We start from the raw sequence: 15,808 nt of genomic DNA on the forward strand, positions 1-15,808 counted from the left end.
CTCGTGGAATCCACCGACAAATCCCAGGTGATCTACCCTGCCGCGTCCGCGTGCGCTCATAAGCAAGATCGTTCCGGTGTGATCAGAAAGGCGATCAGACGACGATGAAGCGCTACATCCTCACCGGCACCCCAGGTGCCGGCAAGACCACGATCCTGCGGTGTCTGGCGGCCCTCGGATACGCGACGGTCGAGGAGGCGGCCACGGCGGCCATCGCGGACGAGCAGGCGCGCGGCGTCGCCGAGCCGTGGACCCGGCCGTCCTTCATCGACGCGATCGTGGCCGTGCAACGACGGTGGCAGATGCAGTCGATCACTTCCGAGTCGTGCGTGCAGTTCTTCGACCGCTCGCCCATCTGCACGCACGCTCTCAGCACCTTTGTCGGGCACTCGATCTCCTCGGCCCTGTCCACGGAGATCGAGAGGATCACGCGAGAGCAGATCTACGACCGGAATGTGTTCTTCATCCGCAATCTCGGCTTCTGCGAGCCGACCGAGGCCCGCCGGATCAGCTTCGAAGACTCCCTGACGTTCGAACGCCTCCACGAGCAGACCTACCGCGCATTCGGCTACCGCCTCATCGACGTCCCCGCCGGGCCGCTGCCCGACCGGGTGACCGCGATCCGTACCGTGATCTCCCAGCTCGCCGGCCTCTGAAGCGCGCCTCAGCCGGATGCGGTCCCATCGTCCAGCATTGCCTGGCCGGGCAGTTGCCCCGTGCGGCGCTGAGCGGCCGGGGCGGAAGGGGAGATCGGCGGTTCGGTGGCCGGGGTGGCCGACGGGGTCGTGGAGCTGCTCGCGACCACCTCGTCCGTGTGCCGGATCACGACCGGCTTCTTGGGGCGGACCGCTCGCGGGCGGATCGGGCGCGGCCGTGGTTCCCGGGTCCGCGTCGCACGGGCGCCCTGCGGCTGGACGGCGCCGGGCGTGTCCGGGATGCCGGAGGTCGTGGCGCCGGCGGAGTCCGGGGCGGCGGCTGGGGTGGAGTCCGGGGCGGCGAGGGCCGGGGTGCTGGAGATCCGGGTGCTCGCGTCGGGAGGGCCGGAGGTCGGGGCCGGGGTGGCGGCGGGACTGCGGCTCAGGGCCGCCGCGGGAGGCGTGCCGCGATCACCGGCCGGGGTGGGAACGCGGTCCAGCGTCGTCCTGAACCCGGGGATCCCGATCAGGATCCCCGCCACGACCAGGTTGACCACGCCGACCAGCACGACCGCGATCTTGACGGTCCGCCTCCGGCCCGCTGACTCCCGCTCGCCGGCCACGACCGGCCAGGCCTCTGAGCCCGGCTCGGCGACGACCACTGAGCCGGGCTCGGAATCCCGCTTGCCGGTCACGAGCGCGGCTTCCGGCAGGTAGGCATACGTGATCCCCTTCGCGATGCTCGACGCCACCGAAACGACCTGGACATGGATCTTTCCACAGTCGCTCCCGCGCCGGGGCCTCGTGCGCCTTTCGGCCGGTACGTCAGAAGGGTGAGTCGAGCGCGACCTGCCGCACCGTCGTCAGGTAGGGGTCCAGCTCGCCCAGCTCGAACCGCGACATCCCGATGACGTGCCAGAACTGCCCGGCCGGTGCCCCATGGATCTTGTAGCGGCCGTCGGGCGCCAGCGCCGCCCACCCCTCGGGCAGCCCGAGCAGCGTCGCCTGCCGCTCGCCCCCCGCCCAGAGGATCACCACGCCGTCGTCGCCCGCGCTGGCCAGCAGATCGGAGGCGGGGCTGAAGGCGACCGACCACACCCGCCGGGCGTGCCCGGCCAGCTCGTGCAGCCGCCGCCCGCTGGCGGTGTCCCACACCCGCACCATCAGATCGTCGCCGCCGGTGGCCAAGCGGTCGCCGGTGGCGTCGAACGCCACGCTCCACAGCCGCCCGTCGTGCCCGTCCAGCGTGTGCACCAGCCGCGGCTGCCACGGCTGGGCGGGCCGCAGCTCCCACACCATGGCCCGGCCGTCGTTGCCGGCGCTGGCCAGATGACGCCCGGTGGGGGAGAACGCCACCGCGTACACCCGGTCGGTGTGCCCCTCGAGGGTGGCCACCCGGCCGCCGGAGGCCACGTGCCAGATGCGGACGAGCTTGTCGTCGCAGCCGGTGGCCACGTACGCGCCGTCGGGGCTGAACGCGATCGAGCGCACTCGCCCGCGGTGGTCCATCAGGTTGACCGCCAGCCGCCCGGTCGGCCGGTTCCAGATCTTGACGCTGTCGTCGTCGTTGGCCGTGGCCAGCATGTCGCCGTCGGGGCTGAACGCCTCGGCCCAGACGTGATCGGTCTCGGCGTTGAGCTCGCGCGCGTAGTCGCCGGTGGTGGCGTTCCACAGGTGCACGCCGCCGTCGTTGCTGGAGGTGGCCAGCACCGGCTCGGAGGGGGAGAACACCGCGGAGATCAGCCGGTCGGAGGTGCCGGTGAACTCCCGCAGCCGCCGCCCCGTACGCGGCTCCCATACCCGCACGACGCCGTCGTTGCCGCTGGTCGCCAGCATCGAGCCGTCAGCGCTGAAGCGCACCGACGAGATCCGCCGTCCGTGCCCGCGCAGCACCCGCTGGCACTTGCCCGTGTCGGGGTCCCACAGCCGCACCGTGCCGTCGTTGCTGCTCGTGACCAGCTGGCGCCCGTCGGGACGGTAGGCGAACGGCCAGACCGAACTCCGGTGGCCGGACAACTCCACCCACTGCCCGCCGTCCACCGGCTGCAACCTGATGACGCCGCTGGAGTCGCCGCTCGCCACGGTGCGGCCGTCGGGACTGAACGCCACGTGGTAGACGAACGCCGGATGCGTGGTGAGCACCCCGCGCGCCACGCCGCCCACCGGGTCCCACAGGCGCACGCTGCAGGCCGTGTCGCCGGAGGCCAGCAGGGAACCGTCAGGCGAGAACGCCACGCTGTAGATGCTGCCCTGGTGACCGGTCAGCGTGTGCAGCAGCTCCCACGTGGCGGTGTCCCACACCCTGAGCACGCCCGCCTCGTCGCCGGTGACCAGCAGCCGGCCGCCGGGTCCTGCCACCACGCGGTAGACCTTGCCACGGTGGCCGTCGAGCGTGCGCGTCATCCGCCCGGAGGCCAGGTCCCAGACCCGCACCACGGCCGCGGAATCGCCCGTCACCAGCGCCCCGTGGACGAAGGCCGCCGCGTAGATCGGCGCCTCGTGACCGGCCAGCTCGTGGACCAGCCGCCCGGTGGCGGTCTCCCACACCCGGACGACGCCGTCCCCGCCGCCGGCCGCCACCAGGTCGCCCGCCGGGCTCAGGCGCACCGGCCAGACGCCGTCGCCGTGGCCGGTCAGCGTGTGCCGCAGCTCGCCGGTGACGGCGTCACGCACCAGCACCATGCCGTCGCCGGCGCCCGTGGCCAGCAGCTCGCCCGCGAACGTGACCGCATACACGCGGCCACGATGCCCCTGCAGCGTGCGCACGGGTGCGCCGCCGGCGCACAGCAGCACGCTGCCGTCCTCGTTGCCGATCGCGATCAAGTCGCCGTCGGGACTGTAGGCGATCGGCTCGGGCAGGCGGGTGGTCTGGAAGTGATAGCCGTACGGGACGCCGATCGCGGCCGGCGCGAACTCCACCTCCACCGGCTGCCCCGGCACCACCGCCGCGCCGGGCAGGTGCGGCAGCGTCCCGGTCACGTTGATCAGCGAGGCGCGGTGCCAGCGGGCGCCCTCGACGGCCGCGTCGCTCAGGTCCACCTGCGCCAGCCGCGCCCCCGTCAGATCGGCGCCGGTCAGGTCGGCCCCGGTCAGCACGGCGCCGTCCAGCCGGGCCCCCACCAGCTTGGCGTCACGCAGGACGGCCCTGGACAGGTTCGTGCCCGCCAGCGTCGCCTCCGACAGGTCCGCACCGGTCAGGTCGACCTCCCGCAGGTCCCTGGCCGACAGGTCCTCGCCTTTGAGGCTCGCGCCGCGCAGATCGGCGCGGGCGGGCGTGCGCAACCTGGCCGCGATCTTGACGGCGTTCGCCCGGGACACGTCGTCGCCTGGCGGATCCGCCACCCACGCGCGCAGCACCCGCACGTCGGCCAGGTCGCACAGGAACTCCACCGTGAGCGCCGACAGCGGCCTTCGCGACAGCAGCGTGACGTCGTCTACGGCGATGTGCCGGGCGATCAGCCACTCCATGACCGAGGCGTGGATGAACCCGAACATGCCCTCCTCGGTCCGCACCAGCAGGCTGCCCGAGCCCATCGCGTGCGCGGCGTGCGCGGCCGACAGCTGCCCGCCCGCCAGATCGGCCAGCGTCTCGCCGATCTCGGTCAGCTCGTCCACGCCCAGCAGCGACTCTCCGGTCTCCCACAGCCGCAGCGCCAGCGCCGTCACCGCCCGCCGCAGCTCCTCGACGCTCAGCGCCGTGGCCGAGCCGGGCAGCCTGGCCCGCCGTTCCTCGAACGCCAGCCACGAGCCGAGGATCTCCTCATACAGCAGCGCGGGGCTGAGCGTGTGGCGGGCGCCGGCCACCGTACGCAGCCGGTCGGCGTCGAGGTCGGCGATGAAACTCAGCATGCGCGGGTTCTGCGCGAGCGCCAGCAGGTCCTTGATCTCGCCCATCAGCGACATGCGGGCCCTGGCCTCGGCGCCGTCCTCGAACCTGTTGTCCAGGTAGGAGCGGATCTGGTCGGGCGTGAAGTCCTCGACGCTGAGCACCCGCCGCTGCGGCAGCACCCCGACCATCTCGCCGAGCGAGGTCAGCACCTGGCTGTTCGACTTGAAGTGCTGGGTACGGCTGGCCACCACGATCTTCGCCTTGTCCTCGGCCGCCGACAGCAGCGTGGCCAGGTGGTCGGCCGCCCGGTCGTAGGTCAGCCGGGTCACCAGCTCGTCGAACCCGTCGAACAGCAGCACGATCCGTCCCTGCCGCAGCAGATAACGGAACGCCTTGAGATCGATGAACTCCTCGCCGTGGCCGGCCAGGTGCGCCGCCACCAGGGCGTCCACCGAATGCGCCTTGTCCAGGGCGCGCAGCTCGATGAGGATCGGCGTCAGGTGCGGCAGTTCGGCCGGGATGCGGCGGGCCAGCTCGCGCAGCGCGAACGTCTTGCCGTGCCCGAAGTCGCCGAGCAGCAGCAGGAACCGGCCGTGGTCGGTGGCCAGCAGGCGCATCAGCTCGTCGGTCAGCCCGTGCCGGACCTGGCTGCCCGGCCGGTCCAGCTCGCGGTAGCGCTGCGGCACGTACAGGTCCGGCGGGTAGCGGCGGTCGGTGGTCAGCCTGGCCGTCTGCTCGGTGACGTAGCCGGTCAGGTCGAGCAGGCCCTGGAACTCGGTGAAGCTGCGCAGCCGCACCCCCTTGCGCATGAGGTCGTCGCGGACCGCGCGCGGGGCCGGCGGACCCTGGTAGACCAGCTCGGCGGCCAGACCGGTGGCGTGCGCCTGCCGGGCGAAGGCGTCGGCCGCCTCCGCGGTCACCTCGCCGGCCTGCGCGCCGATCATCGTCTGGCGGACGAACCCGTCCTCCGGGTGGGTGACCACGAGATGAGCGGCGAACCTGCGGATCTTGGCCCGCTCGTGCCTGGCCTCGCAGACCTCGGTGATCCGGTCCAGCAGCAGCTCGACCGGGCTGGGCTCGCGCTCGTCGGGCTTGGGCCCGGGCGACGGGGCGGGCGGGGCCTCGCCGGTGAACGTCGCCCGCGCGGCCCGCCACTTGTACGGCACGAGCTCAGGCTCGCGCTCGTCGGGCCGCCACGTGCGCAGCCCGTCCGGGGTGATCTCCACGACCTGGTGCCGTCCGGCCCGCGGCGCGGCGATCCGCCCGTCGGCGGCCTCCCGGGATCCGCCGTGCAAGAGCAGGTTGAGCCGGTGCGCGAGCAGCCGCTCGAACGTGGGCGCGTCCCGCAGCGCGCCCGGCGGGTGCCCGAGCCCGCCGAGCCGCAGCCAGGAGCTCTCCTCATACGGCCGCAGCCGCTCGGCGAACCAGGCCGCCTGCGCCTCGCCCAGCAGCGCGTACGCGTCCCGCTCCAGATGGCTCATTGCCATCGTCGAGTTGAGACCCGCCACGACCACCTTCAGGTCGGGCACCTCGAACAACGTCCACGGCTGCCCGCCGTCGAACACCCGGTCGTCCAGCCCTTGGTACACCTCGCCGAACAACCCGGCGAAATGCCGCCATTTGGGCCAGTAGGGAGGCTGCGGGCTCACGTCGTCGGCCTCGCACGTCATGAAGTAGGCGCTGGCCGCCGCCTTGGTAACGTCGCGCGGCCCCGGAAGCAGCACCAGCCGGTGCGGCTCCAGCCCGATCAGCAGCCGCAGGTCGGTCACGAACCGCGTCGCCTGCCCGAACTGCCCCAGGCTGCCGGACTCGGTCAGGTCGCCGCTGACGATCATCAGGTCGGGGCGGGGCATGCCCCGGTCGTACATGCCGGTCAGGTCCGCCCAGATCCGCGCCTGCATGTCCTCCGGCGTGAACGGGTCGCCCGGGTCGGGCAGCGCCCTGCCGAACCGCGGGCCGCCGATGTGCAGCACGCTGATCGACTCCCTCCCGCTGTCGGAGCTCGCCGCGGGCGGGAACTTGGGCGCGGTGACCGGCGCGCGGCGCGCCCTGGCCCGCTCATTGCCGGGCGGCGGCAGCGTTGGCGCGGCCGCCGGCACGCCGGAGCCGTCGGGGAACGCCGGCGCCGCCTCGGGCTTGGCCCGGCCCGCCAGCGCCTCCCTGACCCGGCCGAGCAGCAGTGCCCTGGCCTGGCCTGGGTCGGTGACGCCGAGCAGATCGACCCAGGTGATCGTGGACAGCAGGCCCTCCAGCTGGACGTCCTCCAGCCGGATCGTGACGAGCTTGTTGGAGGGGTTGTCCGGGTCGGCCCGCAGCGCCGCCTGCCACTCCATCCGGCCGTACCGGGAGGTCAGGTAGTTACGCGAGAGCACCGCCACGACCAGCTGCGCCTCGGTGACCCCGCGGTCCATGAAGTCGATGAAGTTGGTGCCCGGCACGAAGTCCCAGGCCTGGATCATGGTCTTGTAGCCCGCCGCCTCGAGCTCCCACGCGATCCACGTCGCCCACGCCGTGTCGGCCGGGGAGTAGCTGACGAAGATCTCGGTCGGCCTGCCGTCACGTGCCATGCCGCCCAGTATCCCTTGCGCCGTCGGGGTTTTGGAGACTGTGTGCGATCATCGACGGGTGTGGCGGCGTTTTGGGGTGCTCGACTGGATCAGGATCGGGCTGCTCGTTCTGGGTGTGGTCTCGGTGCCGGTCGGGCTGCTGCCCTGGGAGGCCGCGGCTGAGAGCCTGGACGACATCGGCCCGCTGCTGATCTTCCTGGTCGCCATCATCGTGCTGGCCGAGCTCACCAAGGAGGCCCAGGTCTTCGACGCCATCGCGGCCAGGATGGCGGTGCTGGGCCGTGGCAACTACGCCGCGCTCTTCTTTCTTTGTGTCGCTTTCGCGTCTTTTGTCACGATATTTCTGAACTTGGACACCACGGCGGTGCTCCTCACCCCCGTCATGCTCGCCCTGGCGCCCAAGGCCCGCATCGCCGCCCTGCCCCTGGCCATGACCACGATCTGGCTGGCCAACACGGCGAGCCTGCTGCTGCCCGTCTCCAACCTGACGAACCTCCTCGGCATGGAGAAGATCGGCCTCGATGCCCAGGAGTTCGCCGCCCGCATGTGGGCGCCGCAGATCGCCTCCATCGCGGTGACGATGGTGTTCCTGTGGGTGTTCTTCTGGCGCCGGGGCGAGCGGCGCGACCTGCGATACACGCCGCCGGTGGTGGAGCCGGTCGCTGACCGGGTGCTGTTCGCGGCCGCCTCGGCCGGATGCCTGCTGTTCATCGTGATGCTGCTGCTCAAGGCGCATGTCGCGGTCGCCGCCACCACGGCCGCCGCGATCGTGGTGGGAGCCTTCCTGCTGCGCGCCCGCGAGCGTCTGACCTGGAGCCTTTTCCCGTGGCAGCTGGTGATCCTCGTGACCGGGCTGTTCCTGGTCGTGCCGATGCTGAGCAGGAACGGTCTGTCGGACCTGATGACGTGGATGGTCGGCGCCGACGGTGATCCCTACCGCACGGCCGCCGTGGGCGCCGGGCTGTCCAACGTGATCAATAATCTGCCCGCCTACCAGGCGGTCGAGACCGTCATCCCGGCCGCCGAGCGGGACCGTCTGTTGTCCCTGCTGGTCGGCACCAACGTGGGACCGGTCGTGACGCCGTGGGCGTCGCTGGCCACGCTGCTGTGGTTCGAGTCGTGCCGCCGCCACGGGGTCAAGGTGCCGATGCGCCGCTTCCTGCTCACCGGCGCCGGGCTGGCCGTCGTGGGGCTGCTCGCCACGGTGTGGGCGCTGGTCGCGTTCGGCTGAGCCGTCAGGCGGCGGCCAGGGCGTAGGCGCCGGCGACGGCGGTCAGCGCCCAGCGCATCCGCAGCACGTACGTCTCGGGGTGGTCGCCGGCCTCCTGGGCCACGTACGCGGTGCACCACGCGGGGTCGCCGCCGCACGCGCACAGCCGCTCGTCCACGGCCTCGCGGATCTGGCAGGGGGACAGCTCGTCGGACGGCTGCAGGGTGGTCGTGAAGAGCACCTGCGCCAGCTCGGTCGTGGTCATCATGTCGGGCTCCTCTAGCGAAGTGCCGTTGTCCGGCTTCCTCTAAATAGACGTCGAACGGCGGAGGAACTCATCGACATTCGACACACATTATTCGCGTACTTTTCCTCACTGGACGAGTGCGAGGAGCCCGGGGATGGCACGCGGGTGTGCGGCGACGAAACTGCGCTGCTCGGCCGTGGTGTCGATGCACGCCTCGAACGGGCCGCCGTCCAGCGTCCTGATCTCGATGCCGGCCTCCTGGGCGAGCAGCGCGCCCGCCGGCAGGTCCACCAGCTCGGCCTGGTAGCCGACGATGCCGTCGATGTCGCCGCGTGCCAGCATCGCCCACGACAGCAGCGGCGCCCACAGCTGCAGCACCCTGCGCGCGTGGAGCTCCAGAGCCTGCTTCAGGGCGCGCACGGTCGCGTCGCCTCTGCTCACTCCGTGCCCCTGGGTCCAGGCCAGCAGCGGCCCGTGCGGGCGCGGCGCGTACGGCGGCGCCAGGCGCACCCCTTCCGAAGAGAGCGCGCCACGCCCCCTGACGGCCGACCACGTCTGGGCGGAGACCGGATCGTGCACCACGCCCAGCACCGGCAGCCCGTCCCGGCACAGCCCCACCCCCACCACGAACGCCGACAGCCCGATCGCCACGTTGTTGGTGCCGTCCAGCGGATCGACCAGCCACGTCCACTCGCCGCCCGCCGCGCCGACCAGACCCGACTCCTCGGCGATCACCGCGTGCGAGGGATAGACGGTCAGGATGCGCTCCAGCAGCAGCTTCTCCGAGGCCAGGTCGAGATCGGTGACCACGTCGCCCGCCTCGCCCTTGGCGCGCACCCCGACCGCGCCGCGGGTGCCAGCAAGGAGCAGGGCCCCGGCGGCCTCGGCGGCTTCGACGGCGACCGTGCGAGCGTGGTCCAGGTCCATCAGGTGCCTCTCAGGTCAGGTGCGCGGTGATCAGTCGTACGGCCAGGGCCGTCTCGTCGCGGTCCAGCGGCTGCCTGGACACGTGGTGCGGCCCGGCGCCCAGCGGGCCGAGCGACAGGTCGCGGCTGCCGGGCCGGCCGCGGCCCAGCGCGATCGTGGCCGCCTCGCCGCCCTCGGGGACGACGCTGCTGTGGAAGCGGCCGGACGGCAGCGTGTAGGTGTCGCCGGGGCCGAACACCTCCACCAGGCCGGTCGCGTGCCGCACGGTGCGGCCGGTCGGCGAGATGCGGTCGCCGTCGGCCCCGCTGACGACCTCGAAGACCCGATGGGTGGCGTCCGCGCCGGCGTCGCTGACCACCGCGTGCACGTTGCGCATCTGCCCGTAGAGCACGTGACTCACCAGGTCCCAGCTGTGGCAGTGGATCTGTGAGGTGGTGCTCTCGGCGTGCGCGAGCGAGTCGGACCACAGGTGCAGGCATACCCCTTCGCCGCCGCGAGCTCCGTCCCGCTCCAGCGGCAGGCAGACGAACCCGAGCGGGTGGCGCACCGCGGTCACCGGACCCGCCAGCACCTCAAGGGCCCACGACCGGGCGCGGCCCTCGCGTAACAGCCGGTGCACTCCGTGGTAGCTCATGGCCCCCCGTACTTACGTGCCGTCTCGCCGGTGAGCCGCTGGATGCGCCTCACCATACGGATCCACCGCGCGCAACGCCTTGCGGGCGATGTCCACGACGTCATGGCCGTTGTAGGACTTGGGCAGGGGCATCCCGATGCGCTCGAACAACTCCTGCACCTCCTCGATGGTCGGCTCATCGCTCAGCGGTGCCTTCTTGTACATCTCCAGGGGCACCCGCCGGGCCTGCTCGAAGCTGAGCCGCAACTCGGTGTCGCAGTTTTCGTAGTAGAACGTGCCCGCCAGCGCCGTCATCGCCATGTTCGGATCCTCGACCGTCATGATCAGGCGGGTGGTGGACAGGTCCCAGCGGAACGTCGTCATCGTCCGCGACAGGCCCACCGCGATGTCGAGCAGGCCGTAGCGCTGCCGATGCCAGAAGGCGGCCAGGATCGTCGCGTACGACTCCTTCCTGACCCGGTCGGTCGTCCACGTCTCGCCGGTGCCGTCGGGCACGTCGGACAACGAGCGGCGGTAGTGGGCGTACGCTTCGCACACCTCGGCGTCGGCCGGGTCGATCACCTCGATTCTGACCGTGAGGTGGCGCTTGTCCCTGCGCGCCGCCGCCACGCAGGCGGGGAGCGTGACCGCGCGCAGGTAGGTGCCGGTGCCGCCCTTGAAGCTCCACCTGACGGTGTCCTTGCGGGCCTCGGCGTGCGACTGGGCGATCTCCTGCCGGCTGCCCAGCACCCGGACCAGCTGCAGCGCGTCCAGGGCGCGGCGGGTGCTGTGGGCCAGCGTCTCGATCTGCTCCAGGCGGGCCAGCCGCACCGGCAGCTCGGCCAGGACGCCCGAGGTGATCGCCTTCTCGACGGGGGCCTGGCGGGCGCGGTCGCGCAGCAGCGCGGTGGCCACGAGCGCGAGCATGACCAGGGTCGCGGCGCTGACGAGATCGTCCTGGATCTTCTCGCCATCCTTGCCGAAGATCCGGTCGGGCATGATGCCGAGCACGCCGACCACGATGGCCAGGCCGAGCGCGATGGCGCCGTCGGCGTTGCGCGCCGCCCATGGGGCGACTCTTTTCACCGCCGCCATGAACCGTGTCATCGTTCGCCCCGCCGTTCGACGATCAGTCAGTTCCCGAGGTTATGGTAACGACCGCGCCACGCGACCACCAGAGAACGATCATCTGGCGAAAGGTACCGGGGAATATTGCTTCGAGTCCGATCAGGGCCGCTCGGTAGGATTCCTGGGCATGATCGTGGATCCAGCCGTCCTCGGCTACTACGAACGCGGCGGTGAGCTGACCAGGTTGCGGCACGGCCGCAACCGGCTGGAGTTCCTGCGCACGCGTGATGTGCTGCTGCGCACCCTTCCGCCGGCGCCCGCCCGGGTGCTCGACGTGGGCGGCGGCACGGGCGTGCACGCCGAATGGCTGGCGGCGGAGGGGTATGCGGTCGAGCTGATCGACCCCGTGCCGCTGCACGTGCGGGAGGCCTCGGCGCTGCCCGGCGTGACAGCGCGCCTCGGCGACGCCCGCGACCTGCCGGTCCCCGACGGCGAGGCGGACGCGGCGCTGCTGCTCGGCCCGCTCTACCACCTGCCCGAGCGGGCCGACCGGGTGCGCGCCCTGTCAGAGGCCCGCCGCGCCGTGCGCCCCGGCGGGCTGGTCGTGGCGGCCTTCATCAGCCGCTACGCCGCCCTCCACGACAGCGTCTACCACGGGTATCTCACGCGCGATGAGCACCGGGTGGCCGAGTACCACGCGCTCGAGACAGGCGTGATCATCTCTCCCCGGGAGATGGGGTTCCGCGGTTACCTCCACGAACCCGACGAGATCCTGGGCGAGTTCGCCGACGCCGGCCTGCCCGAGCCGCGCCGCTACGGCCTGGAGGGCGCGTTCTGGCTCTATGGCGACGTCGATGACTGGCTGGACGACGACGAGCGGCGCGAGCTGCTGCTCGACGCCGCCCGCCGCCTGGAGTCCGAGCCGTCCCTGCTGGGCGTCAGCGGCCACCTCCTGGCCGTCAGGATCGTCTAAAACCACCCGCGGTGGCGGGCCATCTGCTCAAGGCCTCGCTGCAGGGCGGCGTCCGCCGAGTTCGGCGGGTCGTCGTAGCGGACCGTGAACCGGTTGTAGGCGTCGTGGCTGGAGGTCAGGAAGCCGCCCCGCTTGTCGGCCTCCAGGATGACGTCCATCTGCCGCGGCCCGGCGATGAACGTCAGCTCCAGCTCGTTGAAGTAACGCCGCCACTGCCCGCCGGCGTAGTACTCGATCTCCTGGAAGAACGGCATCGTCGAGCCGTACAACGTGCCGCGCTCCAGGTCGGCCTTCTTGAACTGGAAGCCCAGCCGGTCGAGCGCGCCGATCACGTGCTCCTGAGCCGGCAGCGGGCTGACGAACAGCGGGTCGAGGTCGCCCTTGTCGAGCGCGCCCGCCAGCGCCAGCTCCGTCTGGACGCCCAGCTTCATCCCGTGCAGCGGGTGCCCGGCGATCGCGCTGATCGGCGTCTCCCACGGCATCATGACCTCGAACTGCTGCTGGTGCTGCGCGCCCTTGGCGAGCTGGAACGTCCCCGCGACCTGCTGGCGCAGGAAGCTGTAGGTCGTCTTGTACTCGCTGTCGCCCGACTCGATCTCGACCACCGCGGTCAGGTCGATGTAGATGCCCTCGACCTTGTATTCGGAGTTGCCGCCGCGGAAGTGCACGACGCCGCGCAGCGGCTCGCCGGGGCGCACGCCCGTGTTGGTCAACACCGTGTCAACCTCGACGCCCGCGCCGAACGCGGCCATCAACTTGCGGAACACCATGGGGTTCTCCTATGCGGAAGGTGTGTGGCCGTTCACTTGGCCGGTTCCTGTGCCCGAGATGCGGGGGAGCAACTGGGCCAGGAGGAGGGTGGAGAGCGCGGAGTCCGCCTGCCCCTGCTGGGTGCGTACGACCAGCGCCTGGGGTGCGTTCTCCGCCAGTTTGGCGCCCACGTCGAGGCGCTTACGGGCCAGCTCGTACTGCAGCACGGCCCGGTTGTCCCGGTACGACTCGGCCAGCCGGCGCAGCGCCTTGGCCTCGTTCTCGGCGGAGGTCAGGTCGGCCCTGCCCCGCGCCTCGATCTCCCACGTCACCCGCTGCGCCTCGGTCTCCTGCTCCTCCAGCATGCGCGCCACGTTCTTGCGCGCGTTGTTGTGGGCGGCCTTGACCTCGACGACGCGGGCGTCACGGGTCTTCTTGGAGCGCTCGATCTCCATCAGCAGGGTGTCGATGCGCCGCTTGCGGGTCAGCTCCCACTCGCGCTCGTAGGCCGACAGCTCCTTGGCGACCTTCTCGCGGGTGGCCAGGTGCTGCTGGTACTGGTCGGGCAGCTGCACGTCGGGGATGTTCGCGCCGGTGATGCGCACGCCGTAGCGGCCGAGCTGACGGTTGAGCGCGTCCTGCATGTCGCCGACGTCGGAGCCGCGCAGGTCGTACGCGCGCTCGGTGTTGACCCTGCGGCTGCGCTGCCTGATCGCGTCCTGCACCGCGCTGGACAGCACCAGGTCGAAGTTGCCCGCGCCGATCGTGCGCACGAACGCGACCGGGTCCACGATCCTGAACTTCAGGAAGAACTCGATCGACTTCAGCGGCACGTTCTCGGCCGTCGGGCAGGCCACGATCGGCGCCGAGTACGGGATCTCCGTCGAGGTGTCCACGACCGCGTCCACCCGGTCCCACGGCAGCCACAGGTAGTGGCGGCCCGGCGGGAGCGTGCCGGTGATGGCGCCCCAGCGGCTGCGTACGCCGGTGGTGCCCTCCTCGATCTCGATGATCGCCTTGCGCCACATCGTGACCGCCGCCAGCAGCAGCAGGGCCAGCGCCACCAGCGCCGCGATGATCGTGAAGTCGGTCAGCGCCGCCATGCCGGCGAAGTAGATCGCCAGGAACACCAGCGACATCCACGCGAAGCCGCGCCGGTCCTTGGGGATCACGACGGGCACGAGCTGCCCCTGCTCGCCGCCGCGCAGCAGCTGGCGGATCTCACCCCAGGAGGCCAGCGACTCCTTGATCTTCGAGAACTCGCGTGTCATATCAGATCTCCTCCTTGCCGGGCAGCAGGCGTTCGACGGTGCGTGCCAGGTCCGCGTCCGGCTCCGGCGGATCCTGGGGCACGGTCACGTCGGCGGCGGCCTTCTTGAGCAGGGCGGCGATCTCGGCCTCGCGGCCTGCCACGCGGGAGGCGATCTCGTCGAGCCTGGAGCGGATGGCGGCCATGTCCTCGGCCGAGAACAACGCCGTGCCCTTGCCGCCCACGAGCTGCTGGGCCAGGGCCAGGAAGTCGATGTCGGTCTGCTCGCCGATCTGCACCACCTGGGGCAGCCTGGTGGCGACCGACTCGAGCTTGTTCAGCAGGTCCTGCTGGAAGCGGTAGTCGAGGATCTCGGGCGCCTCGGCGGCCGACAGCGCCCTGATGTCCAGCGCCTGCGCCTCAAGGAGCGCGGCGTTGGCGTTGGCCGTGGACTCCGCCTCGACCAGGCGCTGCCCGGCCTGCGCCTTGGCCTGGTGGCTGGCGCGTTCGAGCGCGGTGTCCATGCGGGCCTGGTAGCCGGCGATCTCCGCCTGGATGGCGCTCAGCGTCTCCTGCAGCCCGGCCAGCTCCTTGATCAGGTCGCCCTCGTTCTGCTCCTTGCGCAGCTGGAGCTCGTACTCGTAGGTGTAGGCCTCCTTGGCGACCCTGACCATCTCGGGGGCGGCCAGGTCCATGCGGTATTCCTGGCTGGACGGCTCGGCGTGGGTGATGTTCACGTCGGTGAGCCGTACGGCTGGCAGGAACTGCTGGTTGAGGCTCTCCAGCATGCCGAGCGTGCTCTCGCCCACCAGGTCGTAGATCTCCTCGGCCCGCTGGGCGTAGATGAGGGAGCGGGTGACCTCGCTGATGGCGTTCTGCAGCTTGGACTGGAAGCCGCTGACCGAGCCGAGCACGAAGATGAACTCCGCCGGGTTCTCGATCCTGAACTGCAGGAACAGATCAACGCTCGCCTTGACGCCCTGCTGGGTCGGGGCCTCGCTGATCGGCGCGTTGAACGGGTACTCGCGAGTGGTGTTGACGATGTAGCTGACCCGCTTCCACGGGTTGAACAGCGTCACCCGGCCCGGGTCCGCGATGTGCACCAGCTTGCCGAACTGCGTGATCAGCGCCTTGCAGCCCTCGGGCACCATCACCACGCTGCGCCGCCACCACAGGAACACGGCGGCCAGGACCAGCACCACCCAGTAGTGCGGCCCGAAGATCAGATCGGTGTTCGGGATGACGTTGCCGAGCGCGCCGATGAGGCCGAGCACCACCAGGATGCCCAGCGGCACGATCACCTTCGCGGTGCTGCCCTTGGGGATCACCACGGGCGAGATGACGTGCATGCCGTTCTCGGCGAAGCTGCGGTTGACGATCTCCCCGGCCTCGGTCAGCGACGCCGTCCTGGCCTCGATGAGCGTGCCGACGGAGGCACCTCCGTCACGCGCGGCGGCGAAGTCGTGCGGGTTCAGCGCGAAGCCGCGGCCCTGGCCGGCCAGTTGCCCCGCCTGGTCGACGACCTGTCCCACGGCCTGGCCCATCGCCTGTCGCACATCACCTCCTTGGGCGACCGCTTGGGCTATGCCCTGACCTGCCTGGATCAGTGCCTCTCTGGGTCGTGACATGGAACCTTCCTTTTCCGCTACAGGCGAATCCGACCGTATCGGGTGTGACTTGCTGTTCGCTTGCAATGTCCTGTCACAGGTCTATTGCGGATCGTAGTAGGTGTGCTATCTA

12 protein-coding genes are annotated in these 15,808 nt (G+C 71.0%); 3 read left to right on the forward strand and 9 right to left on the reverse strand.

Annotated elements, in window-relative coordinates; genetic code table 11:
- Window positions 1-104 precede the first annotated feature (104 nt).
- Complete coding sequence (locus Q9G87_RS41370; protein ID WP_305922062.1) at window positions 105-656, forward strand: AAA family ATPase; 552 nt, start codon at window positions 105-107, stop codon at window positions 654-656.
- Between the two features lie 8 nt (window positions 657-664).
- On the opposite strand, the gene Q9G87_RS41375 is transcribed toward Q9G87_RS41370, so the two are convergent.
- Window positions 665-1,387, reverse strand: a complete 723-nt coding sequence (locus Q9G87_RS41375) for a hypothetical protein (protein ID WP_305922063.1) — start codon at window positions 1,385-1,387, stop codon at window positions 665-667.
- Window positions 1,388-1,460: 73 nt separating this feature from the next.
- Window positions 1,461-7,031: a WD40 domain-containing protein gene (locus Q9G87_RS41380; RefSeq protein WP_305922064.1), complete on the reverse strand. Its 5,571-nt coding sequence runs from the start codon at window positions 7,029-7,031 to the stop codon at window positions 1,461-1,463.
- 58 nt (window positions 7,032-7,089) lie between these two features.
- On the opposite strand from Q9G87_RS41380, the gene Q9G87_RS41385 reads away from it, so the two are divergent.
- Window positions 7,090-8,262 (forward strand): ArsB/NhaD family transporter, encoded by a 1,173-nt coding sequence (locus Q9G87_RS41385; RefSeq protein WP_305922065.1) that lies wholly within the window; start codon window positions 7,090-7,092, stop codon window positions 8,260-8,262.
- 4 nt (window positions 8,263-8,266) lie between these two features.
- Here the strand turns inward: Q9G87_RS41385 and Q9G87_RS41390 are convergent, their stop codons facing one another.
- From Q9G87_RS41390 to Q9G87_RS41405, 4 genes are all read right to left on the reverse strand, one after another.
- Window positions 8,267-8,509, reverse strand: a complete 243-nt coding sequence (locus Q9G87_RS41390; protein ID WP_305922066.1) for a hypothetical protein — start codon at window positions 8,507-8,509, stop codon at window positions 8,267-8,269.
- A 105-nt stretch (window positions 8,510-8,614) separates the two neighbouring features.
- A complete protein-coding gene (locus tag Q9G87_RS41395; protein ID WP_305922067.1) occupies window positions 8,615-9,415 on the reverse strand; it encodes an inositol monophosphatase family protein in 801 nt (266 codons plus the stop codon).
- 10 nt (window positions 9,416-9,425) lie between these two features.
- A complete protein-coding gene (locus Q9G87_RS41400) occupies window positions 9,426-10,049 on the reverse strand; it encodes a hypothetical protein (protein WP_305922068.1) in 624 nt (207 codons plus the stop codon).
- Window positions 10,050-10,061: 12 nt separating this feature from the next.
- Window positions 10,062-11,135 (reverse strand): hypothetical protein, encoded by a 1,074-nt coding sequence (locus Q9G87_RS41405; protein ID WP_305922069.1) that lies wholly within the window; start codon window positions 11,133-11,135, stop codon window positions 10,062-10,064.
- 148 nt (window positions 11,136-11,283) lie between these two features.
- Here Q9G87_RS41405 and Q9G87_RS41410 point away from each other — a divergent pair, with 148 nt between their 5' ends.
- Complete coding sequence (locus Q9G87_RS41410; protein ID WP_305922070.1) at window positions 11,284-12,069, forward strand: class I SAM-dependent methyltransferase; 786 nt, start codon at window positions 11,284-11,286, stop codon at window positions 12,067-12,069.
- Here Q9G87_RS41410 and Q9G87_RS41415 read toward each other — a convergent pair.
- The 3 genes from Q9G87_RS41415 to Q9G87_RS41425 are packed head-to-tail and all read right to left on the reverse strand — an operon-like array spanning window position 12,066 to window position 15,696.
- The gene (locus Q9G87_RS41415) at window positions 12,066-12,839 is read right to left on the reverse strand and encodes a sporulation protein (protein WP_305922071.1); all 774 of its coding nucleotides are present in this window, start codon (window positions 12,837-12,839) and stop codon (window positions 12,066-12,068) included. The genes Q9G87_RS41410 and Q9G87_RS41415 overlap by 4 nt on opposite strands.
- 9 nt (window positions 12,840-12,848) lie before the next feature.
- Window positions 12,849-14,090, reverse strand: a complete 1,242-nt coding sequence (locus tag Q9G87_RS41420; RefSeq protein WP_305922072.1) for an SPFH domain-containing protein — start codon at window positions 14,088-14,090, stop codon at window positions 12,849-12,851.
- A 1-nt stretch (window position 14,091) separates the two neighbouring features.
- A complete protein-coding gene (locus Q9G87_RS41425) occupies window positions 14,092-15,696 on the reverse strand; it encodes an SPFH domain-containing protein (RefSeq protein WP_305922073.1) in 1,605 nt (534 codons plus the stop codon).
- Window positions 15,697-15,808: the final 112 nt, after the last annotated feature.

It is taken from the genome of Nonomuraea turcica, assembly GCF_030718205.1.
Taxonomy (GTDB): Bacteria; Actinomycetota; Actinomycetes; order Streptosporangiales; family Streptosporangiaceae; genus Nonomuraea.